We start from the raw sequence: 20,784 nt of genomic DNA, 5'->3' as shown, positions 1-20,784 counted from the left end.
AGTTAAAAATTATGTTGTTAGTCGATTCTCATTGCCACCTTGACAGTCTGGATTATCAGACGCTGCACCAGAATGTGGACGATGCGCTGGCCAAGGCCAAAGCGCGCGACGTCGGCTATGTGCTGGCGGTCGCCACCACGTTGCCGGGCTACCGCTCCATGACCGAACTGATCGGCCAGCGCAACGACGTGGCCTTCTCGTGCGGGGTGCATCCGCTCAACCTGGAAGAAGGCTATGATTACGCCGAGCTGCGTCGCCTGGCGGCGGCGGAGCAGGTGGTGGCACTGGGGGAGACCGGGCTCGATTACTTCTACCAGAAAGACAACCTTGAGCTGCAGCAGGACTCTTTCCGCGAGCATATCCGCATTGGCCGGGATCTGAACAAGCCGGTGATCGTCCACACCCGCGATGCGCGCGCGGATACGCTGGCGATCCTGCATGAAGAGGACGCACAGGACTGCGGCGGCGTGCTGCACTGCTTCACCGAAGATCTGGCCACGGCCGAAGCTTTGCTGGATCTGGGTTTCTACATCTCTTTCTCCGGTATCGTGACCTTCCGCAATGCCGAACAGCTGCGTGAAGTAGCGCGCTATGTGCCGCTGGATCGCATTCTGGTGGAAACCGACTCGCCTTACCTGGCGCCGGTGCCGCATCGCGGCAAAGAAAACCAACCCGCCTATGTGCGCGATGTGGCTGAATACATGGCGGTATTGAAGGGCGTTAGCCTGGAACAGCTGGCCGAAGCGACCACCGCCAACTTTTCACGCTTATTTCACCTCGACCTGTGATCTTTGACCTAGGCTATAGCTGTAGGTCATTGTCTGCATAATTTTTTTTGAGCTCGTAATTAATCACTGAAACGGGTAAGGTTCCCTCCCGTTTCAGGTTGTTCGGTGCGTGTTTTTTGGTCTGTTTTGCCAAAAAACAGCCGGTTTATGCAAAGTTACCGCGGCTCGATCATCGAAACGTGATTGTCATCAAACATTGCGCAGGCTATTTATTTTACTCTGCGTAATAAATTCAAGGGGTGCTCAGACACCCTGAATTGCAGGGGTTTTTCTCCCCCCCTTGCAGCGCGACGTATCGCGACAAGAAGTAGCAAAGCATTATTACTCAGGAGCACACTCAACTATGTTCAAGAACGCATTTGCAAACCTGCAAAAAGTAGGTAAATCGCTCATGCTGCCGGTGTCCGTGTTGCCTATCGCAGGTATCCTGCTGGGCGTCGGTTCCGCCAACTTTAGCTGGCTACCTGCGGTAGTCTCCCACGTGATGGCGGAAGCGGGCGGTTCGGTCTTCGCCAACATGCCGTTGATTTTCGCTATTGGCGTCGCTTTGGGCTTCACCAACAACGACGGCGTTTCCGCGCTGGCGGCGGTGGTGGCTTACGGCATCATGGTGAAAACCATGGCGGTGGTTGCGCCGCTGGTGCTGCACCTGCCGGCTGAAGAGATTGCGGCCAAACACCTGGCGGATACCGGCGTGCTCGGGGGGATTATCTCCGGCGCCATCGCGGCCTATATGTTCAACCGCTTCTTCCGCATTCAACTGCCGGAATACCTGGGCTTCTTTGCCGGTAAGCGTTTCGTGCCGATCATTTCCGGTCTGGCGGCGATCGTTCTGGGCGTAGTGCTGTCCTTCATCTGGCCGCCGATCGGTACGGCTATCCAGACCTTCTCGCAGTGGGCGGCTTATCAGAACCCGGTTGTAGCCTTCGGCATTTACGGCGTGGTTGAGCGTGCTCTGGTGCCGTTCGGTCTGCACCACATCTGGAACGTACCGTTCCAGATGCAAATTGGTGAGTTCACCAACGCGGCGGGCCAGGTGTTCCACGGCGACATCCCTCGCTACATGGCGGGCGACCCAACCGCGGGCAAACTGTCCGGCGGCTTCCTGTTCAAAATGTACGGTCTGCCTGCTGCGGCCATCGCCATCTGGCACTCGGCCAAGCCGGAAAACCGCGCGAAAGTCGGCGGCATCATGATCTCCGCCGCGCTGACCTCGTTCCTGACCGGTATCACCGAGCCGATCGAGTTCTCCTTCATGTTCGTCGCGCCGATCCTGTACGTGATCCACGCTATCCTGGCCGGTCTGGCGTTCCCAATCTGCATTCTGTTGGGCATGCGTGACGGCACCAGCTTCTCGCACGGCCTGATCGACTTTATCGTACTGAGCGGCAACAGCAGCAAAATCTGGCTGTTCCCAATCGTCGGCATCGTCTACGGTCTGGTGTACTACACCATCTTCCGCGTGCTGATCGCCAAGCTGGATCTGAAAACGCCAGGCCGTGAAGACACCGCTGCCGAGCAGTCTGCGCAGGGCGGTTCCGAAATGTCCGCGGCGCTGGTTCAGGCCTTCGGCGGCAAAGAAAACATCACTAACCTGGATGCTTGCATCACTCGTCTGCGCGTCAGCGTGGCCGACGTGTCCAAAGTTGACCAGGCGGGCCTGAAGAAACTGGGCGCAGCCGGCGTAGTCGTCGCTGGCTCCGGCGTGCAGGCCATCTTCGGCACCAAGTCCGACAACCTGAAAACCGATATGGACGAATACATCCGTAATCACTGATTCAGGCAGGGGAGTTACCAAGGGAGGCGAAAGCCTCCCTTTTTTATTGCCTGCCGTCAGGCGCCAAGGCGCTGTTCGAGCTCGGCGAGAGAAGGGAGGAACCAGACCTGTTCGCCGCGATTGGCTTCGCGCACAAAGTCTTGCAGCGCGTTGCTTTGCGCCAGCCAGGGGGAAATATCGCCCAGCAGCGCCACGCGCAGGCGGTAGTTGATGAATTTCTGCAATACGGCGCCGGCCACGCCGCTCCTCAGCTGGAAGAAGGCGGCGTCGAGGCGGTTGACGGGGAGGGCAATCATCCCGGCCTCGTGTTCAAAGGCGGGCGCGATAAACAGGCTGACGTCGTTTTCGTCTTTCAACATCGGCCCGGCCTCGGCGAAAACCACCAGGCGCAGATCATGAATTTGCTGCACGGCGTAGCTCATCGGCGCTCCGGGGCTCATGGTTTGGCGTGTTGCTGCAGGTAATGCTCGAACACCGCCAGCGTTTCGTCCGAGATATGGTGTTCAATCCCTTCGCTGTCCAGCTCGGCGGTTTCGCTCGGCACCCCGAGGCACATCAGCAGATCGACCACGATGCGGTGACGGCGGCGCACCTTCTGCGCCAGCTGCTCGCCTTCCTCGGTTAAAAACACCCCGCGATAAGGGCGCGACTCCACCAGCCCGGCGCTTTTGAGCCGCGCGATATTTTTGATCGCCGTCGGGTGAGACACGCCAAAGCGGCGCGCGATATCGGTGGTTCTGGCTTCGCGGGTGCTTTGCAGCAAATCGGCGATCAGCTCAACGTAATCTTCGATCAGCGCATTGGACTGCGCTTCGCGGGCGCGGCTAAAACGCAGGGCGTGCTCGGCCTCGTCCGGCATGTCGGTCAGGGCGGAGCGGTCGGCGTTATCTGGCGCGCGGGTAACCATAGCGTGGGGCGTCCTGTAAGCATAAAAATGGCGTCTCCCGGCAATGCGGGGAGGGTTGCCCTAAGTTAGTCCAAATAGCACACATTATCAATTCGATGCCACGCATTGTGGTAGTTAGAAATATCTCTACACAAAGCCAATGAATTTCGCCTGTTGCATAAAGTGTAGCCGATGCTACATTGTCAGCATGACCGGTGGAAAAATAACCAGCAAAAGATTAAGGGCAATTCATGCGTGACGCGGCAACCCCCTCATCGTTAACCGAACGGACCAACATCGCGATTGGCGCCGCCCTTGCCGGACGCAAGCGCGGTGCCTTCACGCCGTTGCTGTTCGCCGGCCCGGCGGTGATTGCCTCTATCGCCTATATGGATCCCGGTAATTTCGCCACCAACATTCAGGCCGGGGCGAAATACGGCTACAGCCTGCTGTGGGTGGTGGTGATGGCCAACCTGATCGCCATGCTGTTTCAGGCGCTGTCGGCCAAACTGGGCATCGTCACCAACCGCAATCTGGCGGAAATGTGCCGTGACCAGTTTTCACGGCCGGTGGTGATCGGCATGTGGCTGCTCAGCGAAGTGGCGGCGATGGCCACCGATCTGGCGGAGTTTCTCGGCGGGGCGATCGCGCTGGCGCTGCTGTTCCATATGCCGCTGCTGGCGGGGATGGGGGTGACGGCGGTGATCACTTATGCGCTGCTGATGGTGGAGAAAAAAGGTTTCCGCCCGGTCGAGCTGATGATTGGCGGTCTGGTGGGCATCATCGCGCTGTGCTACCTGGTGGAGATGTTCATCGTGCCGGTGGACTGGCAGGCGGCCGGCCTCGGCATGGTGACGCCGCAGTTGCCGGATGCGCAGGCGCTGACCATCGCCGTCGGCATTATCGGCGCCACCGTGATGCCGCACGCCATTTTCCTGCACTCGGGGCTGACCCAGCACCGCAGCCCGGCCAGCGACAACGGCGAGCGGCGCAAGCTGCTGCGTTTTTCCAATATTGAAGTAGTGATCGCGCTGGCGCTTGCCGGGCTGGTGAATATTGCGATGGTGATCATGGCCTCGAGCGCCTTCCACGCCGGTAACAGCGACGTGGCCGAAATCGGCACTGCCTACCATACGCTGACGCCACTGTTCGGCGCGGCGGCGGCCGGCATCTTCCTGGCTTCGCTGATCGCCTCCGGCATTTCCAGCTCGGTGGTGGGCACCATGGCTGGGCAAATGATCATGCAGGGCTTCGTCGGCTTCCGCATCCCGGTGTGGGTGCGCCGCCTGGTGACCATGGTGCCGGCGTTTATCGTGGTGGCGATGGGCGTCAACGCCACCGACGCGCTGGTCTACAGCCAGGTGGTGCTGAGCCTGGCGCTGCCGGCGCCGATGATCGCGCTGGTGATGTTCACCCGCCGCCGCGACATCATGGGCGAGTTCGCCAACGGCCGCTGGACCAGTCTGGCGGCGGTGGTCGGCACGGTGGTGATCGTGCTGCTCAACGTGGTGTTGCTGCTGCAGACCTTTGGCGTCGACATCCCTGGATTGGGGTGATCTTGCGGGCCGCGCGGGGCGCGGCCGCGTCGCTAAATTATAAATTCCCCACGCCGCCGTCCATTTGCAGCTCCGCGCCGACCATAAATGCCGACTCGTCCGCCGCCAGAAACACCGCCGCTTTGGCCAGCTCCAGCGCGCTGCCCATGCGGCCGATCGGCACCAGCGCGCGGATATCGTCGCGTAAGGCCCGCTCGTCCGCTTCCGCCAACCCCAGTTTACCCAATGCCGGGGTTTCGGTCGGGCCGGGGCTGAGGCCATTAACGCGAATGCCGCGCGCGTGCAGCTCGCCGGAGAGCGTTCTGGCCAGCGATAACAAACCGGCTTTGCTGGCGGCGTAGGCGCTGCTCTGCGGCAGGCCGATATGGGCGCTGACCGAACCGCACAGGATCACCGAAGAAGGGTTGGCCAGCAGCGGCAGCAGCGCCTGGATCAGAAAAAACGGCCCCTTCAGGTTGATGTCCATCAGCCGCTGATAGCTTTGCTCATCCCACTCCTGCAGCGGGCGATGCGTGACGTCGCCGGCGTTGATGTACAGCACGTCCAGCCGCGGCCACCGCTGCTCCAACTGCTGGGCCAGCGCGCGCTGCTGTGGGATATCGCCGGCGTCGCTCAGCAGCAACAGCGCCTTGTCCGCCAATGCCTGGCCCGCCGCGTCCAGGGCGCGTTGGCTGCGGCCGGTGATCGCAACCAAAGCGCCCTCGGCGATGAACTGGCGAGCGGTTTCCAGCCCGATGCCGCTGGTGCCGCCGGTAATCAATGCGTATTTGCCTTGCAGTCGTGACATAACCGATTCCTCTTTAGCGTCAGTTGCGGCATTATTTGCGTTATAGTTCCTTTTGCATAGTAGGCACCTTTTGGATACTAATGGATGAGGTGGGATGAAATGACGGCGCAAGCGCCCTTAGCGGCGGAAAATAATTTGGCGGCGTTGCCGACGGCGGGCGAACCCTGCCCGATGGTGGACTTCGTCAATCTGGTGTCGGGTAAATGGGCGATACCGATCTTGTACCGGCTGATCATGATCGACGGCCCGGTGCGATTCAGCGAGCTGCAGCGGGCGGTGGCGCCCATTGCGCAGAAGGAGCTGACGCGCCAGCTGCGGCTGTTCGAACAGCGCGGCCTGGTGACGCGGCAAGTGTTTCCCGAAGTGCCGCCGCGGGTGGAGTATCAGGTCACCGCGCTGGGCAAATCGCTGCGGCCAACGCTGGACTCGCTGGCCGAGTGGATGCGTCGGCATGCGCCGCAGCTGATCGGCGGCTAGTCGCCGATGCCCGGCGGGTTGATGGTTGAACGCTCAACCTTTTCGTCGCCTTCGCCCCAGCGTTCCAGCACCTGCGCATATTCGCCGCTGACGATCGCGCCATTGATCGCGGCGTTGACGGCGTTCACCAGCCCGTTGCCTTTTTTGGTGGTGACCGCGACATAGGCCACGTTGGGGCCGATGCCGACCATTTTGGTTTTGCCGGTCAGCGCCGCCTTGTAGGCGCCGGTGGAGTGGGGGCCGAAGAACGCATCGGCGCGCCCGGACTGAATGCTCAGGTTGGTGGCGGCGTCGTCGGTCACGTAGATCGGCTGTACCGGCGGCAGCCCGGCGGCGCGATTCTGCTTATCCCATCCCAGCAGAATGTTTTCCTGATTGGTGCCGGATCCGACGATGATCCGCAGACCGGCGACGTCCTGCGGCCGGTTGATCGCGGTGATGTGGCTGGTGGATTTGACGTAAAAGCCCAGCGTATCCACCCGGTAGGTGGCGAAGTCGAATTTGGTTTTACGCTGTTTGGTGACGGCGATGTTGAAGATTGCCGCATCGTATTTGCCCGTGCTGATGCCAAGCGGCCAATCTTCCCAGGAGGTGGGCACCAGATTCAGCTCCAGACCGAGGCTATCCGCCACCAGGCGGGCGATGTCCGGATCGCTGCCGATCAGCGTTTTATTGTCTTCGGCGAACAGCGCCAGCGGCGGGGAGTTCTCGAATGCCACCGCCACCGTCAGCTTGCCTGGCACCGCGAAGTGAAAGTTCGCCGGGATCAGCGCGATAGCGGCGGGATTCTTCTCTGCGTGTATCGGCTGTCGGTTAGCCTGCAGGTCGATACCGCCCGTCGTGGCCGCCTGCACGGCGGCGCTCAGCAACAGCGCGCACAGCGCCGAAATTCTCGGTAACATAACGCCCTCTATCCTTTGTTAATCATGGGGTTACTATTGGCGGCGGCGCGGGGCAAGTAAAGCAACAATAGTGAATAACCAAAGTGAAAAGATGCACAAGCGGGGGGCCGGGCTGCGCGAATCTGCAGCACTCGACGTGGAAAGTGCGCAATCAGGTTGAAAGCAGTAGAATTTGTCACTCATACTGCGTACAGCTAATTGTGTAAAACAAGGAACGCCAGATGGCCGAAGAAACGATTTTCAGTAAAATTATCCGCCGCGAAATCCCTGCTGATGTGGTTTACCAGGATGAACTGGTGACCGCTTTCCGTGACATCTCCCCCCAGGCGCCCACCCATGTGCTGATCGTTCCCAACGTGCTGATCCCAACCGTCAACGACGTGACCGTGGAGCATGAGGCCGCATTGGGCCGCATGATCACCGCCGCGGCGAAAATCGCCGAACAGGAAGGCATCGCCGAGGACGGCTACCGCCTGATCGTCAACTGCAACCGCCACGCCGGTCAGGAGGTCTATCATATTCATATGCACCTGGTCGGTGGCCGCTCGCTGGGGCCGCTGCTGTCACGTTAAGCGAGGAAATCATGCGCGGTAAAAAAACTCTGCGTGGTCTGATGGCGTTGGCGCTGCCCGCCGCGTTGTTGATGGGATGCAGCTCACCGCCCGGCATCGCTGTCAACCAAGGGCAGACGGTGGTGATGGATCCCTCGGTGCTGACCGCCGGTATTCTGGCCGATACGCCCTCGATTTCGAACGCTTCCGGGCGGGTGATGGCAACCTCGGTGCTCAATAACAGTCAGCCGACGCCGGTCACCGTACATTACCGTTTCTATTGGTACGACGCGCAGGGGCTGGATATTCGCCCCTTCGAGAAACCGCGTGAGATCGTGGTGGCGCCCGACTCGGACGCCAAAATCTACTCGATTAACGGCAATCTGGACGCTAAAAGCGCGCGTCTGTATCTGTACCTGTAAGCGCTTGCCAGGTTTGGAGAAAAAGCATGAAAAAGTACGTCTTAGTGGCGCTGGCCGCATTAACCCTGAGCGGCTGTCTGTCGCGCCCGCCTGAGCCGGAACAACCGTTGCCGCCGGTCACCGTCGAGCCGGATCAGCCGACGCCGCCGGTGGAGCAGCCGCAGCCGCCGACTACCGAGCCGGTGCCGCAGCCGCCGAAAATCCAGCAGCTCGACTGGCTGGGCAGCGTTCAGCCGCTGGTGGGGCAGATGTTGAAGGCCGATGGCGTCACGGCCGGCAGCGTGCTGCTGCTGGACAGCGTCAAGAACAACACCAACGGTTCGCTGCAGATGGGCAAAGCCACCGCGGCACTGTATAAGGCGTTGGCGTCGAACTCCACTTTCAGCGTGGTGCCGGAAGCGAAGCTGACCAGCGCCAGACAAACGCTGGGCCTGTCGGCGGATGACAGCTTCGGCTCGCGCAGTAAGGCGATTGGCCTGGCGCGCATCGTCGGCGCGCAGTACGTGCTGTACAGCGATGTCAGCGGCGACGTGAAGTCACCGGCGCTGGATATGCAGCTGATGCTGGTGCAAACCGGCGAGATCGTCTGGTCGGGCAATGGCGCCGTTAAACGCTGAGGCCGCGCTGCGACGATTGATGGAAACCAGACTGCCGGCGGTGAATACCGCCGGTTGTCATTTCAGCCCGGTGCAGGGGCTGACCGGCGAGAGCTGGCGCATCGACGGCTCGGGCGTCACGCTGCTGGCGCGGCAACATAGCGCGGAGAAACGCGCGCTGGGCGTGAGCAGGCGGCGGGAGGCGCAGGTCCTGCGTCGCTGTGCGCCGGGGCTGGGGCCACGGGTTTTCGCACAGAATAATCAGTGGCTTATCCTCGAATGGCTTGAAGGTGACGTCGTCACAAATGCCGAATTTGACGCGCTGAATCAGCGCGGCGAGCTGGCGGCGATGGTGGCGACGCTGCATCGGCGGCCGCTCAGCGGTTACCGGCTGGATCTGCGGCGGCAATTCCTCCGCTACTGGCAGCAGCTGGATACGCGGCGTTTAACCCCCGCCTGGCTGCGCCTGCAGCGTCATTTTTTACGCAGCGCCTTGCCACGGCCGCTGCGCCTGGCGCCGCTGCACATGGATATCCATCCGGGCAATCTGCTCACCACCGGCGAAGAGCTGCGGCTGATCGACTGGGAGTATGCCGCCGACGGCGACATAGCGCTGGATATCGCCGCGCTGTTTCGCAGCAACGGCTGGTCGGCCGAACAGCAGCAGCGCTTTTTGCAGCACTACGCGCATCAGGGCTATCGCGACGTCGCCCGGTTGCAGGCGCAGGTGCGCCGTTGGCTGCCGTGGGTGGATTATCTGATGCTGCTGTGGTTTGAAGTGCGCTGGCAGCAGAGCGGCGACGTTGAATTTTTGCGCTGGGGCGCTGCGGTGCGCCGGCGATTCTGTTTATCATCATCTGAATTCTGAACGAACAAAATGAAGTGAGGTGCCCGTGGGCCCAGTAATGCTAGATGTCGCCGGCTACGAGCTGGATGCAGAAGAACGCGAGATTTTGAAACACCCGCTGGTTGGCGGATTGATCCTGTTTACCCGTAACTTCCACGATGCGGAGCAACTGCGTGAGCTGGTGCGCCAGATCCGCGCCGCCTCGCACGATCGGCTGGTGGTGGCGGTAGACCAAGAGGGCGGGCGCGTGCAGCGCTTCCGCGAGGGTTTCACCCGTTTGCCGGCGGCGCAGTCGTTCGCCGCGTTGCACGATGCGCAGGAAGGCGGCCGTCTGGCGCAGGAGGCCGGCTGGCTGATGGCGGCGGAGATGATCGCGCAGGATATCGACATCAGCTTCGCGCCGGTGCTGGACATCGGCCACGGCAGCGCGGCGATCGGCGAGCGTTCGTTCCACAGCGATCCGCCGCAGGCGCTGGCGATGGCGGAGCGCTTTATCCTCGGCATGCACAGCGCCGGCATGAAAACCACCGGCAAACACTTCCCGGGGCACGGCGCCGTCAGCGCCGATTCGCACAAGGAAACCCCGCGCGATCCGCGGCCGCTAGCGCAGATCCGCGAGCACGACATGGCGATCTTCCGCGAGCTGATCAACCGCCAGCTGCTGGACGCCGTCATGCCGGCCCACGTCATCTATACTGAAGCGGATCCGCGTCCGGCCAGCGGCTCGCCTTACTGGCTGCAGCAGATCCTGCGTCAGGAGCTGGGCTTCGACGGCGTGATCTTCTCCGACGATCTGTCGATGGAAGGCGCCGCCATCATGGGGAGCTACGCCGAGCGCGGCCAGGCGGCGCTGGATGCCGGATGCGACATGATCCTGGTGTGCAACAACCGCGCCGGTGCGGTCAGCGTGTTGGATAACCTGTCCCCGGTCAAAGCAGAGAAGGTGAAGCGGTTATATCATCGCGGTCAGTTCACCCGTCAGGAACTGCGTGACTCCGAGCGCTGGCAGCAGGCGCACAAGGCGCTCAGCGCGTTGAGCGAGCGTTGGGAGGAGCACAAGCAGCGTTCGCAAGGGTGAATCCAGGTGCCGCATCGCGGCGCAGAGCGGAAATGATGAGGGCCGCGCCCGCGGCCCTTGGCTTGTTGCGAGGATCCACATGATTATCTATTTGCACGGCTTCGATTCCACCAGTCCCGGCAATCATGAAAAGGTATTACAGCTGCAGTTTATCGATCCGGACGTGCGCTTTATCAGCTACAGCACGCTGCATCCGCGTCACGACATGCAGCATCTGTTGAAGGAGGTGGACAAGGCGGTGCAGCAGGGCGGCGATGCGCACCCGTTGATCTGCGGGGTTGGCCTCGGCGGCTTCTGGGCGGAGCGCATCGGCTTCCTGTGCGGCATTCGCCAGGCGATGTTCAATCCCAACCTGTACCCGGAAGAGCACATGCACGGCAAGATAGACCGGCCGGAAGAGTATCGCGATATCGCCACCAAGTGCGTGGAGGATTTCCGCGAGAAAAACCGCGATCGCTGTCTGGTGGTGCTGTCGCGCCACGACGAGGTGCTGGATAACCGGCGCAGCGCCGAATTGCTGCATCACTACTACGAGATCGTGTGGGATGAACAGCAGACGCACAAGTTCAAAAACATCTCTCCGCATCTGCAGCGGCTCAAGGCGTTCAAGGCGCTGGGTTAACAGTTTCATAACGCTGCCGCGAGCCGCGCGCCCCGTTTTTCACCGGCGGAAAGTGCGGCTTTTTTGTACGTCAAAGCAAGATTCTGTGTGGCAATCGGCAAAATTTAAAACTGTGACTCAGCGCTAACTATTTGAATCACAATCCCCAAAAAATCCCCGCGTCCAGCCTTTAACCAAAAAAATTTGATGTACGTCAATTTTGGTATGACCAAATAACCTCACATGCTATTCTGGCTGCAGAGAGCCGATTTATTTTAAGCGAACCCTATGTATTCTAAGGATATTATTTATTTACCCTGGGATAACAAATGGTTCACATTTAGGGGGTTATTTTGACAACGCCAAAGAAGAAAATCGTTATTGTTGGCGGCGGCGCCGGTGGTTTGGAGCTGGCGACCAGCCTGGGCCATAAACTTGGCCGCAAGAACAAAGCCGAGATCACGTTGGTGGATCGCAACCACAGCCATTTGTGGAAACCGCTGTTGCACGAAGTGGCGACCGGTTCCCTCGATGACGGCGTAGATGCGCTCAGCTACCTGGCGCACGCGCGCAATCACCATTTCAGCTTCCAGCTGGGGTCGTTGACCAACATCAACCGTGAGACGCAAACGCTGCAGCTGGCGCAGATCTGCGACGAGCAGGGCGGCGAGCTGGTGCCGGCGCGCGAATTGCCGTACGACATTCTGGTGATGGCGTTGGGCAGCACCTCGAACGATTTCGGTACGCCAGGCGTGAAAGAGCACTGCATCTTCCTGGATAACCCCCATCAGGCACGTCGTTTCCACAACGAAATGCTCAACCTGTTCCTGAAGTTCTCGGCGCAGCCGGGGCAAAAAGAGCGGGTCAACATCGCTATCGTCGGCGGCGGCGCCACCGGCGTTGAACTGTCCGCCGAACTGCACAACGCGGTGAAGCAGTTGCACAGCTACGGTTTCGAAGGCCTGGACAACAGCGCGCTCAACGTGACGCTGGTGGAAGCCGGCGAGCGCATCCTGCCGGCGCTGCCGCCGCGTATTTCCGCCGCTGCGCATCAGGAGCTGATCAAACTGGGCGTGCGCGTGCTGACCAACACCATGGTGACCAGCGCGGACGCCAAGGGGCTGAACACCAAGGGCGGCGAATTCATCGACGCCGATCTGATGGTGTGGGCGGCCGGCATCAAGGCGCCGGACTTTATGAAGGACATCGGCGGCCTGGAAACCAACCGCATCAACCAGCTGGTGGTGGAGCCGACGCTGCAGACCACGCGCGATCCGAACATCTTCGCCATCGGCGACTGCGCTTCCTGTCCGAAAGAGGGCGGCGGTTTCGTGCCGCCGCGCGCACAGTCGGCGCACCAGATGGCTTCGCGTTGCGCCACCAATATTCTGGCGCTGATGAACGGCCAGACGCTGAAGCCTTACGTGTATAAAGATCACGGCTCGCTGGTGTCGCTGTCGCGCTTCAGCACCGTCGGCAGCCTGATGGGCAACCTGATGCGCGGTTCGATGATGGTGGAAGGGCGCATCGCGCGCTTCGTCTACATCTCGCTGTACCGCATGCATCAGGTAGCGTTGCATGGCTACATCAAAACCGGCCTGATGATGCTGGTGGGCGGCATTAACCGGGTGATCCGTCCGCGCCTGAAGATGCACTGATCCCGCCTTTGTCGACCAACCCGCGCCGGTTCGCCCGCGCGGGTTTTTTTATGGCGGCGCGAGCCGATCGGCGGCGGTTGCTTGATTCTTCTGCATAAGCCGTCGTTGGCATGGGTAAAATTCTTAAGATTCCTCCTAAACAACGGGAAAACGGCCGTTTTCCCGCATTTTTGGTCCCCTTGTCTTATTGCGGGCCTTCAGATCATTGTGCAGACTTTACCTCGTTTACAGACGGCGCGTCGCGCACGCCGTAAACCGGGATACCGCCAGCCGCCCATGCGCAAAATAATAAGCGCGGTGCCAGCCGGTAACAGACCCCGGAAAAAATGCGTGGTAACACTTTCAGGAGGTTTCCTGTGAACAAGTCAATGTTAGCCGGTGTTGGAATTGGCATCGCTGCCGCTCTGGGGATTGCCGCGGTAGCCAGCCTGGACGTCTTTTCTGCCGGTCCGCAATATGCGCAGGTGCTCGCCGCCACACCGATTAAAGAAACCATCAAAACGCCGCGTCAGGAATGCCGCAACGTCACCGTCACGCACCGTGCACCGGTGCAGGATGAAAACCGCATCGCCGGCTCTGTGCTGGGCGCAGTGGCGGGCGGCGTGATTGGCCACCAGTTCGGCGGCGGTCGCGGGCGCGACGTGGCGACCGTGGTCGGCGCGCTGGGCGGCGGCTACGCCGGCAACCAGGTGCAAGGGGCGATGCAGAACAACGACGTCACCACCAGCGTTCAGCAGCGTTGCAAAACGGTCTACGACAAGTCCCAGAAAATGTTGGGCTATGACGTGACCTACAAGATCGGCAATCAGCAGGGCAAGATCCGCATGGATCACGATCCGGGCACGCAAATCCCGTTGGATAAAAACGGCCAGCTGGTGCTGAACAGAGCCTGATCGCCACATTCGAATTAAACCCGCGGGCAGTGTTAGTTCTGATCGTTTAACCCGGTTAAGCGAGCGGCGTTAACATTGACGCGGGTTTCTGTTTTCTGCCTGCCCAAAAGTTTGCGATCGTTCTAATGTCTGCGTGCGATATCGCTGGGCGAAACTTCAAAAAAGCCCCTGCGTTTGTTATATTATTGTGCAATTAAGCGGTGTTATCGGCGCCAATCGCCACACCGGCCAAACCCGAGTATTTCGTCTCGCAGAGATAACGACATGTTAGATTTTCGCTTTCCGACAGCGTTGCAAATGGTCCTTAGCGTCGCCGTAGCTGAGAAGCAGGGCATGCGTTCGACGAGCGCCACCCTCGCCGCCGCTCTGGAAGCCAACCCCAGCTTTATCCGCAAACTGATGGTGCCGCTGACCAAAGACGGCATCATCGTTTCCACCTTGGGCCGAAACGGCTCTATCCACCTCGGCCGCCCGGCGGAAGAGATCACCCTGCGGGACATCTATCTGGCGGTGATCGACGACAAGCGCATCTGGGCTTCCCGCCCTGAAGTGCCGGCTCGTTGCCTGGTGAGCGCCAACGCCTGCTGGTATTTCAAATCGGTGGTGAACGAGGCCGAGCAGGCTTCGCTCGCGGTGCTGGCGCGCCACACCGTGGCCGACTCGCTGGCCGAGCTGGAGCGGGGCGACAAGCGCGCCTGCGCGGAATACGCCGCCGAGCAAGAGGCTGAAGCCGCCGGTAAATAATGCCGGATGGAGCGCATAAAAAAGGTCGGGCATTGCCCGACCTTTTTGCATTTCAGGATGATGATTACGCCGTCTGCGGCTGCGCTTTGCGCGCCACCAGGCGCCGCAAGGTGACGTAGAACACCGGCGTCAGGAACAGCCCGAACAGGGTGACACCCAGCATGCCGGAGAACACCGTGATGCCGGTGACGCCGCGCACTTCGGCGCCGGCGCCATGGCCAAGGATCAGCGGGATGGTGCCGGCGATGAAGGCGATGGAGGTCATCACGATCGGCCGCAGCCGCAGGCGGCAGGCCTCCAGCGCCGCTTCGACGATGCCTTTGCCCTGCATTTCCAGTTCGCGGGCGAACTCGACGATCAGAATGGCGTTCTTGCAGGCCAGCCCCATCAGAACGACCAGCCCGACCTGAACGAACACGTTGTTGTCGCCGCCGGTCAGCCACACGCCGAACAGCGCCGACAGCATGGTCATCGGCACGATCAGGATCACCGCCAGCGGCAGCGTCCAGCTTTCGTACAGCGCCGCCAGCGCGAGGAACGCCAGCAGTACCGCCACCGGGAACACCACCAGCGCGGCGTTACCCTGGGTCGATTGCTGGTAACTCAGATCGGTCCACTGGATGTTCATGCCGTTCGGCAACAGCTTGCCGGCCATTTGCGTCAGCGCGCCCATCGCCTGGGTAGAGGAGAGCACGCGCGGATCGGCGTCGCCGATCAGATCCGCTGCCGGGAAACCGTTGTAACGGATCACCGGATCCGGGCCGTAGGTGGTGCCGATGCTGACCATACTGCCGATCGGCACCATTTCGCCTTTGTCGTTGCGGGTACGCAGGTTGGCGATGTCTTCCACGCTGTCGCGGAACTGGCCGTCGGCCTGCGCCATCACCTTCCAGGTGCGGCCGTAACGGTTAAAGTCGTTGATGTAAGACGAACCGAGGTAGGTCTGCAGCGTGCTGAACAGCGCATTGAGCGGCACCCCCTGGGCCTTGGCCTTGTCGCGATCGATTTTGGCGTCCAGCTGCGGCACGTTGGCCTGATAAGAGGAGATCGGGAAACCCATGCCCGGCGTTTGCATAATGGCGCCGGACATCGTGTTGATCGCGGTCTGCAGCGCGCCGTAACCCAGCCCGGCGCGATCCTGCACGTACAGTGAATAGCCGGAGCCCTGGCCGATGCCGAGGATCGGCGGCGGCATGATCGAGAAGGCGAAGCCTTCCTGGATCTGTGAAATGCGCGCGTTGATCTCGGCGTTGATCTGCGCCGCGGTGCGGGTACGGGTGCTCAATGACTCCAGCGCGAAGAACACCGTGCCGGTATTCGGCGTATTGGTGAACTGCAGCGCGTTCAGGCCGGGGAAGGCCACCGCATCGGTGACGCCGTCCACGCTCAGGCCGATGGCGCTCATCTTGCGGATCACCGCATCGGTGCGCTCCAGCGAGGCGCCTTCCGGCATCTTCACGCCGCCGATCAGGTATAGCTTGTCCTGCGTCGGGATAAAGCCGCCGGGCACGGTCTTGAACATCACGCCGGCGGCGGCCAGCAGCAGCAGGTAGACGACGAACACCGCGCCGCGTCGGCCCAGCACGCGGGATACCCCGTGCTGATAACGCTGCGAGCCGCTGGCGAAGAAGCGGTTGAACGGCCGGAACAGCCAGCCGAACAGCCGGTCGATCAGGCGCGACGGCAGGTCTTTCGGCGCGCCGTGCGGTTTCAGCAAGCGCGCCGCCAGCGCCGGCGACAGGGTCAGCGAGTTGATGGCGGAGATCACCGTCGAGATGGCGATGGTGACGGCGAACTGCTTGTAGAACTGGCCGGTGACGCCGGAAAGGAACGCCATCGGCACGAACACCGCACACAGCACCACGGCGATGGCGATGATCGGGCCGGAGACCTCGCGCATCGCCTGGTGCGCCGCCGCCAGCGGCGACAGCCCCTCTTCGATGTTGCGCTCGACGTTCTCCACCACCACGATGGCGTCATCCACCACGATGCCGATCGCCAGCACCAGCCCGAACAGGCTGAGGGTGTTGAGCGAGAAGCCCAGCAGATACAGCGCGGCGAAGGTGCCGACCACGGAGATCGGCACCGCCAGCAGCGGAATGATCGAGGCGCGCCAGGTCTGCAGGAACAGAATGACCACCAGCACCACCAGGATCACCGCTTCCAGCAGGGTATCTACCACCGCGCGGATCGAGTCGCGCACGAACACCGTCGGATCGTATGGCGACTTCCAGCTCATGCCGTCCGGGAAGCGGGTCGCCAGCTCGGCCATCTTGTCGCGCACCGCGTCCGACAGCTCGATGGCGTTGGCGCCCGGCGACTGGAAGATGCCGATGCCGACCGCATCCTTGTTATTGAGCTGGGCGCGCAGCGCGTAGCTGCCGGAGCCCATTTCGATGCGCGCCACGTCGCGCAGCCGCACGATCTCGCCGTTATCGCCGCTCTTGAGAATGATGTTGCCGAACTCTTCTTCGGTTTGCAGACGCCCCTGGGCGTTGATCGACAGCAGATAGTCGCTGCGCGTCGGCATCGGCTCCGCGCCAAGCTGGCCGGCGGAAACCTGCACGTTCTGCTCCTGCATGGCGCTCACCACGTCGGAGGCGGTCAGCCCGCGCGCGGCGACCTTGTTCGGATCGAGCCAGATGCGCATCGCATATTCGCCGGCGCCGAAGATCTGCACCTGGCCGACGCCCGGCAGACGGGCCAGCTCATCCTTGACCTTCAGGGTGGCGTAGTTGCGCAGGTACAGCGAGTCGTACTTGCCGGAAGGCGATACCAGATGCACCACCAGCGTCAGCGCCGGAGACTGTTTCTGGGTGGTGATGCCCTGGCGGCGCACGTCTTCCGGCAGGCGCGCTTCGGCCTGCGCCACGCGGTTTTGCACCTGCACCTGCGCCTGATCGGGATCGGTGCCCGGGCGGAAGGTGACGGTGGTCACCAGCACGCCGTCGGAACCGGCGACCGATTTCATGTACATCATGTTTTCGACGCCGTTGATCGCTTCCTCCAGCGGCGTGGCCACCGTTTCAGCGATCTCTTTCGGGTTGGCGCCCGGGTATTCTGCACGCACCTGCACGCTGGGCGGCACCACGTCCGGGTACTCGCTGATCGGCAGCAGCGGGATGGCTATCACCCCGGCGACAAAAATCAGTATCGACAGCACCGCGGCGAAGATCGGCCGGTCGATGAAAAAGCGGGAAAAGTCCATGGGTCAGAAGTCTCTGCTGGGAGCTTAGTTAAGCGTGGAGGCGATAGGATTCATGGCGACGGCTTTCGCGTCGACCGGCATGCCCGGCATAAACACTTTCTGCATGCCGTCGACGATCACCCGATCGCCGTTTGCCAACCCTTTCTGCACGATGCGCAATCCTTCGGCCATGCGGCCCACGTCAATGTCGCGGCGCTGCGCCTTGCCGTCTTTATCGACGATGTAAACGAACTTGCGGTTCTGGTCGGTCATCACCGCTTTGTCGTCGATCAGCATGGCGTTGAACTCGGCGCTGCCGGGCATCTGTACCCGGGCGAACAGCCCCGGCGTGAAGCGGCGATCGCGGTTGTCGAGCAGGGCGCGCATGCGGATGGTGCCGGTCCCGGCGTTCAGTTGGTTATCGGTGAAGTCCACCAGCCCCTGATGCGGAGTGCCGTCTTCGCCTACCAGGCCGACTTTCACCGGCAGGCGGGCATCGTGCCGGCCTTGCTGCTGATAGCGCAGGAAGGTGGCTTCATCCACGTCGAAATAGACGTAGACCTTGTCGAGCGACACCAGCGTCGTCAGCACGCTGGCGCTGTCGCCGGCGGTGACCAGGTTGCCGGCGGTGATCATCGCGCGGCTGGCGCGCCCGTCAATCGGCGCGGTAACGCGGGTAAAGTCGAGATTCAGCTGCGCCATATCGAGCTGGGCCTGCGCCGCCAGCACGTTGCTTTGCGCCTGCGCGGCGGACGACCGGCGCTGCTCCCATACTTCCTGAGAGATGGCCTGAGTGCCGATCAGTTTCTCGGTGCGCGAGGATTCGCTGCGCGCCAGGGCGGCCTGATTGCGCGCCCGCACCAGCTCTGCCTGCGCCTGTTCGCGCGCGGCGCGGTAGGTGCGATCGTCGATAGTGAACAGCACCTGGCCTTTCTTCACCTCGTCGCCTTCGGTGTAGTTGACCCGCTCGATGTAGCCGGAGACCCGTGGGCGCAGTTGCACGCTTTGCACCGCTTCGACCCGGCCGTTGAAGGCATCCCACTGGCTGATCGGCTTGACCACTACGCTGGCGGCGCTGACCACCGGCGGCGGTGGCGGGGCGTTGTGCGCGACGCTGTTGTCGCACCCGGCGAGCAGGGCGGCCAGCAGCGCCACCCCGGAGAGCCGCTGACCCAGAGCGACGGCGCGCGTGCGGCCGCCGGCGTTGAACGATGAGTTTGGTTGATTTGCCATTATTTTTATTCCGATAAGTAAGCGCGGTCAGGCCCCATACCCGGCCCTGTTCTCCGGGATTCGCCCCCGCGCCGGCGTGCGGTGAGGGGGCGGCTGCACCGTGCAGCGGCGCAACGTTAGGTTTTGAAACACATTGGTGTCACATTAATGTATCAATATCGGTTACATTAATTGGGTGGAGTATAGTGGCGGCTTTCCAATAAATGCAATAATAAAAATTGCATTTAAAGCGAAACTGTTGCAACGTATGTGCATCGGGCAGAGGGTGACCCTGCCGAATGATGGGAGCATCTGCATGAACACTACGGGCTTTATTACCGATTTGAAGGCGTGGATCGACAACAATCTGGAAGAGAAACTGGATATCAACACCGTGGCGGACCGCGCGGGCTATTCCAAATGGCATCTGCAGCGCATGTTCAAACGCCAGACCGGCTACGCGCTGGGGGAGTATATCCGCATGCAAAAACTGAAAGTGTCGGCGGAGCGCCTGGCCAACAGCGGCGAGCCTATCGTCAGCGTGGCGATCTCGCTCGGCTTCGACTCACAGCAGTCGTTTAACCGCAGCTTCAAACGCCAATTCGGCCAAACGCCGGGCGATTGGCGCCGCGCGCTGGCGCAGCCGGCGTCAATGGGGCGCACGCACCACTGAGCGGTTGGGGTATGGGGAGAAAAAAAGCCTGAATTTGCGTTCGGGCTTTTTTGTATGGCGGTGAGGGAGGGATAGATTCGCTGCGCTCACCCTGCGGGCCGCCGTTGGCGGTCCAAAACGCGGGCGTTTTGTCGAACCCTGTCGAGGGCTCTCACCCTCCCGATCGGTGCGCTATGCATACAAAAAAGCCTGAACGTGAGCTCAGGCTTCTTCGTAGAATATGGCGGTGAGGGAGGGATTGATTCGCTGCGCTCACCCTGCGGGCCGCCGTTGGCGATCCAAAACGCAGGCGTTTTGTCGAACCCTGTCGAGGGTTCTCACCCTCCCGGTCGGTGCGATATACATACAAAAAAGCCTGAACTTTCGCTCAGGCTTTCTCGTTAGAATATGGCGGTGAGGGAGGGATAGATTCGCTGCGCTCACCCTGCGGGCCGCCGTTGGCGGTCCAAAACGCAGGCGTTTTGTCGAACCCTGTCGAGGGTTCTCACCCTCCCGGTCGGTGCGATATACATACAAAAAAGCCTGAACGTGAGCTCAGGCTTCTTCGTAGAATATGGCGGTGAGGGAGGGATTCGAACCCTCGATACACTTTCGCGTATACACACTTTCCAGGCGTGCTCCTTCAGCCACTCGGACACCTCACCATATTTTTTTGTTGCGAAATCATCGCTGCAACGGGGCGCTACTATAGGGAGTGGGGCCGATCCGGTCAAGAATAATTTCTGTGTTTTTGTTTGTCCGCTCAACCCGTGTTCACTTTGCTGAAAACTGCGGCGAACGGCAGGGCGGAAGCCATGAAATAGCGAGAACATCGGGGGTAAGGTTCGTTGATAACCGGCGGAAATGGGAATCACGGTCACAGAGGGAGGGAGATGCGCTGCGCACGCCCCTCTCTGCGGTGCATCATGCAAAAAAAAGCCTGGACGCGAATCCAGGCTTTCTCTTTGAATTTGGCGGTGAGAGAGGGGTTGATTCGCTGCGCTCACCCTGCGGGCCGCCGTTGGCGGTCCAAAACGCAGGCGTTTTGTCGAACCCTGTCGAGGCTTCTCGCCCCTCTCTGCGGTGCATCATGCAAAAAAAAGCCTGGACGCGAATCCAGGCTTTCTCTTTGAATTTGGCGGTGAGAGAGGGCTTGATTCGCTGCGCTCA

General features: G+C 61.1%; 20 protein-coding genes, 1 tRNA gene and 3 other RNA genes. 14 read left to right on the top strand and 10 right to left on the bottom strand.

Going from position 1 to position 20,784, the window contains the following annotated elements; all coding sequences use genetic code 11:
• The first annotated feature begins 11 nt into the window (after nucleotides 1-11).
• Nucleotides 12-788: a metal-dependent hydrolase gene (locus tag ACMGF9_RS14295; protein ID WP_261438381.1), complete on the top strand. Its 777-nt coding sequence runs from the start codon at nucleotides 12-14 to the stop codon at nucleotides 786-788.
• A 343-nt stretch (nucleotides 789-1,131) separates the two neighbouring features.
• Entirely contained in the window at nucleotides 1,132-2,565 is a 1,434-nt protein-coding gene (gene ptsG, locus ACMGF9_RS14290; protein ID WP_015377458.1) for a PTS glucose transporter subunit IIBC, read from the top strand.
• 56 nt (nucleotides 2,566-2,621) lie between these two features.
• On the opposite strand, the gene ACMGF9_RS14285 is transcribed toward ptsG, so the two are convergent.
• Nucleotides 2,622-2,987, bottom strand: a complete 366-nt coding sequence (locus ACMGF9_RS14285) for a DUF4180 domain-containing protein (RefSeq protein WP_076740340.1) — start codon at nucleotides 2,985-2,987, stop codon at nucleotides 2,622-2,624.
• A gap of 14 nt (nucleotides 2,988-3,001) precedes the next feature.
• Nucleotides 3,002-3,472 (bottom strand): manganese-binding transcriptional regulator MntR, encoded by a 471-nt coding sequence (gene mntR / locus ACMGF9_RS14280; protein ID WP_015377460.1) that lies wholly within the window; start codon nucleotides 3,470-3,472, stop codon nucleotides 3,002-3,004.
• 230 nt (nucleotides 3,473-3,702) lie between these two features.
• Between mntR and ACMGF9_RS14275 the strand changes: the two genes are divergently transcribed.
• Nucleotides 3,703-5,007 carry an Nramp family divalent metal transporter gene (locus ACMGF9_RS14275; protein ID WP_015377461.1) on the top strand — a complete coding sequence of 435 codons (1,305 nt, stop codon included), beginning with the start codon at nucleotides 3,703-3,705 and terminating at the stop codon, nucleotides 5,005-5,007.
• Between the two features lie 37 nt (nucleotides 5,008-5,044).
• Here the strand turns inward: ACMGF9_RS14275 and ACMGF9_RS14270 are convergent, their stop codons facing one another.
• The gene (locus ACMGF9_RS14270) at nucleotides 5,045-5,794 is read right to left on the bottom strand and encodes an SDR family oxidoreductase (protein WP_015377462.1); all 750 of its coding nucleotides are present in this window, start codon (nucleotides 5,792-5,794) and stop codon (nucleotides 5,045-5,047) included.
• A gap of 99 nt (nucleotides 5,795-5,893) precedes the next feature.
• On the opposite strand from ACMGF9_RS14270, the gene ACMGF9_RS14265 reads away from it, so the two are divergent.
• The gene (locus tag ACMGF9_RS14265) at nucleotides 5,894-6,271 is read left to right on the top strand and encodes a winged helix-turn-helix transcriptional regulator (protein WP_074469396.1); all 378 of its coding nucleotides are present in this window, start codon (nucleotides 5,894-5,896) and stop codon (nucleotides 6,269-6,271) included.
• Here ACMGF9_RS14265 and ACMGF9_RS14260 read toward each other — a convergent pair.
• Nucleotides 6,268-7,173 carry a transporter substrate-binding domain-containing protein gene (locus tag ACMGF9_RS14260; RefSeq protein WP_082996846.1) on the bottom strand — a complete coding sequence of 302 codons (906 nt, stop codon included), beginning with the start codon at nucleotides 7,171-7,173 and terminating at the stop codon, nucleotides 6,268-6,270. The two genes, ACMGF9_RS14265 and ACMGF9_RS14260, sit on opposite strands and share 4 nt — an antisense overlap.
• Nucleotides 7,174-7,394: 221 nt before the next feature.
• On the opposite strand from ACMGF9_RS14260, the gene hinT reads away from it, so the two are divergent.
• From hinT to ACMGF9_RS14215, 9 genes are all read left to right on the top strand, one after another.
• On the top strand, nucleotides 7,395-7,745 hold the full coding sequence (gene hinT / locus ACMGF9_RS14255) for a purine nucleoside phosphoramidase (protein WP_004928776.1): 351 nt from the start codon (nucleotides 7,395-7,397) through the stop codon (nucleotides 7,743-7,745).
• Nucleotides 7,746-7,756: 11 nt separating this feature from the next.
• Nucleotides 7,757-8,146, top strand: coding sequence for a YcfL family protein (locus ACMGF9_RS14250; protein WP_015377465.1), 390 nt, complete (start codon nucleotides 7,757-7,759; stop codon nucleotides 8,144-8,146).
• Nucleotides 8,147-8,172: 26 nt separating this feature from the next.
• Nucleotides 8,173-8,763 carry a penicillin-binding protein activator LpoB gene (gene lpoB / locus ACMGF9_RS14245; protein ID WP_021504924.1) on the top strand — a complete coding sequence of 197 codons (591 nt, stop codon included), beginning with the start codon at nucleotides 8,173-8,175 and terminating at the stop codon, nucleotides 8,761-8,763.
• Entirely contained in the window at nucleotides 8,744-9,610 is an 867-nt protein-coding gene (gene thiK / locus ACMGF9_RS14240; RefSeq protein ID WP_076740338.1) for a thiamine kinase, read from the top strand. The genes lpoB and thiK overlap by 20 nt, the downstream gene beginning before the upstream one ends.
• 37 nt (nucleotides 9,611-9,647) lie before the next feature.
• On the top strand, nucleotides 9,648-10,667 hold the full coding sequence (gene nagZ / locus ACMGF9_RS14235; RefSeq protein WP_021504926.1) for a beta-N-acetylhexosaminidase: 1,020 nt from the start codon (nucleotides 9,648-9,650) through the stop codon (nucleotides 10,665-10,667).
• 79 nt (nucleotides 10,668-10,746) lie between these two features.
• Nucleotides 10,747-11,289, top strand: a complete 543-nt coding sequence (gene ycfP / locus ACMGF9_RS14230; protein ID WP_015377468.1) for an alpha/beta hydrolase YcfP — start codon at nucleotides 10,747-10,749, stop codon at nucleotides 11,287-11,289.
• Between the two features lie 332 nt (nucleotides 11,290-11,621).
• On the top strand, nucleotides 11,622-12,926 hold the full coding sequence (locus ACMGF9_RS14225) for an NAD(P)/FAD-dependent oxidoreductase (protein WP_004928794.1): 1,305 nt from the start codon (nucleotides 11,622-11,624) through the stop codon (nucleotides 12,924-12,926).
• A gap of 356 nt (nucleotides 12,927-13,282) precedes the next feature.
• Nucleotides 13,283-13,819, top strand: coding sequence for a glycine zipper 2TM domain-containing protein (locus ACMGF9_RS14220; protein ID WP_004928798.1), 537 nt, complete (start codon nucleotides 13,283-13,285; stop codon nucleotides 13,817-13,819).
• Nucleotides 13,820-14,083: 264 nt separating this feature from the next.
• On the top strand, nucleotides 14,084-14,563 hold the full coding sequence (locus ACMGF9_RS14215) for an RrF2 family transcriptional regulator (RefSeq protein ID WP_015377469.1): 480 nt from the start codon (nucleotides 14,084-14,086) through the stop codon (nucleotides 14,561-14,563).
• A gap of 64 nt (nucleotides 14,564-14,627) precedes the next feature.
• On the opposite strand, the gene sdeB is transcribed toward ACMGF9_RS14215, so the two are convergent.
• Nucleotides 14,628-17,771 carry a multidrug efflux RND transporter permease subunit SdeB gene (gene sdeB / locus ACMGF9_RS14210; protein WP_414160293.1) on the bottom strand — a complete coding sequence of 1,048 codons (3,144 nt, stop codon included), beginning with the start codon at nucleotides 17,769-17,771 and terminating at the stop codon, nucleotides 14,628-14,630.
• Between the two features lie 24 nt (nucleotides 17,772-17,795).
• The gene (gene sdeA, locus ACMGF9_RS14205; protein WP_044031464.1) at nucleotides 17,796-18,983 is read right to left on the bottom strand and encodes a multidrug efflux RND transporter periplasmic adaptor subunit SdeA; all 1,188 of its coding nucleotides are present in this window, start codon (nucleotides 18,981-18,983) and stop codon (nucleotides 17,796-17,798) included.
• A gap of 295 nt (nucleotides 18,984-19,278) precedes the next feature.
• Between sdeA and ACMGF9_RS14200 the strand changes: the two genes are divergently transcribed.
• Nucleotides 19,279-19,635, top strand: coding sequence for a helix-turn-helix domain-containing protein (locus ACMGF9_RS14200; protein ID WP_004928813.1), 357 nt, complete (start codon nucleotides 19,279-19,281; stop codon nucleotides 19,633-19,635).
• A 55-nt stretch (nucleotides 19,636-19,690) separates the two neighbouring features.
• Here the strand turns inward: ACMGF9_RS14200 and ACMGF9_RS14195 are convergent.
• The 4 genes from ACMGF9_RS14195 to ACMGF9_RS14180 all read right to left on the bottom strand — a co-directional run bounded on the left by ACMGF9_RS14195 (nucleotide 19,691) and on the right by ACMGF9_RS14180 (nucleotide 20,279).
• Nucleotides 19,691-19,810: non-coding RNA, RtT sRNA (locus ACMGF9_RS14195), on the bottom strand.
• A 46-nt stretch (nucleotides 19,811-19,856) separates the two neighbouring features.
• A non-coding RNA gene (locus ACMGF9_RS14190) (RtT sRNA) lies at nucleotides 19,857-19,976 on the bottom strand.
• A gap of 47 nt (nucleotides 19,977-20,023) precedes the next feature.
• A non-coding RNA gene (locus ACMGF9_RS14185) (RtT sRNA) lies at nucleotides 20,024-20,143 on the bottom strand.
• A 46-nt stretch (nucleotides 20,144-20,189) separates the two neighbouring features.
• Nucleotides 20,190-20,279: transfer RNA gene (locus ACMGF9_RS14180), tRNA-Ser, on the bottom strand.
• Nucleotides 20,280-20,784: the final 505 nt, after the last annotated feature.

Origin of the sequence: Serratia sp. BNK-23, from assembly GCF_047456145.1 — a bacterium.
In the GTDB taxonomy this organism is placed as follows: domain Bacteria; phylum Pseudomonadota; class Gammaproteobacteria; order Enterobacterales; family Enterobacteriaceae; genus Serratia; species Serratia nematodiphila.
This window is presented reverse-complemented; position numbering and strand designations above follow the sequence as displayed.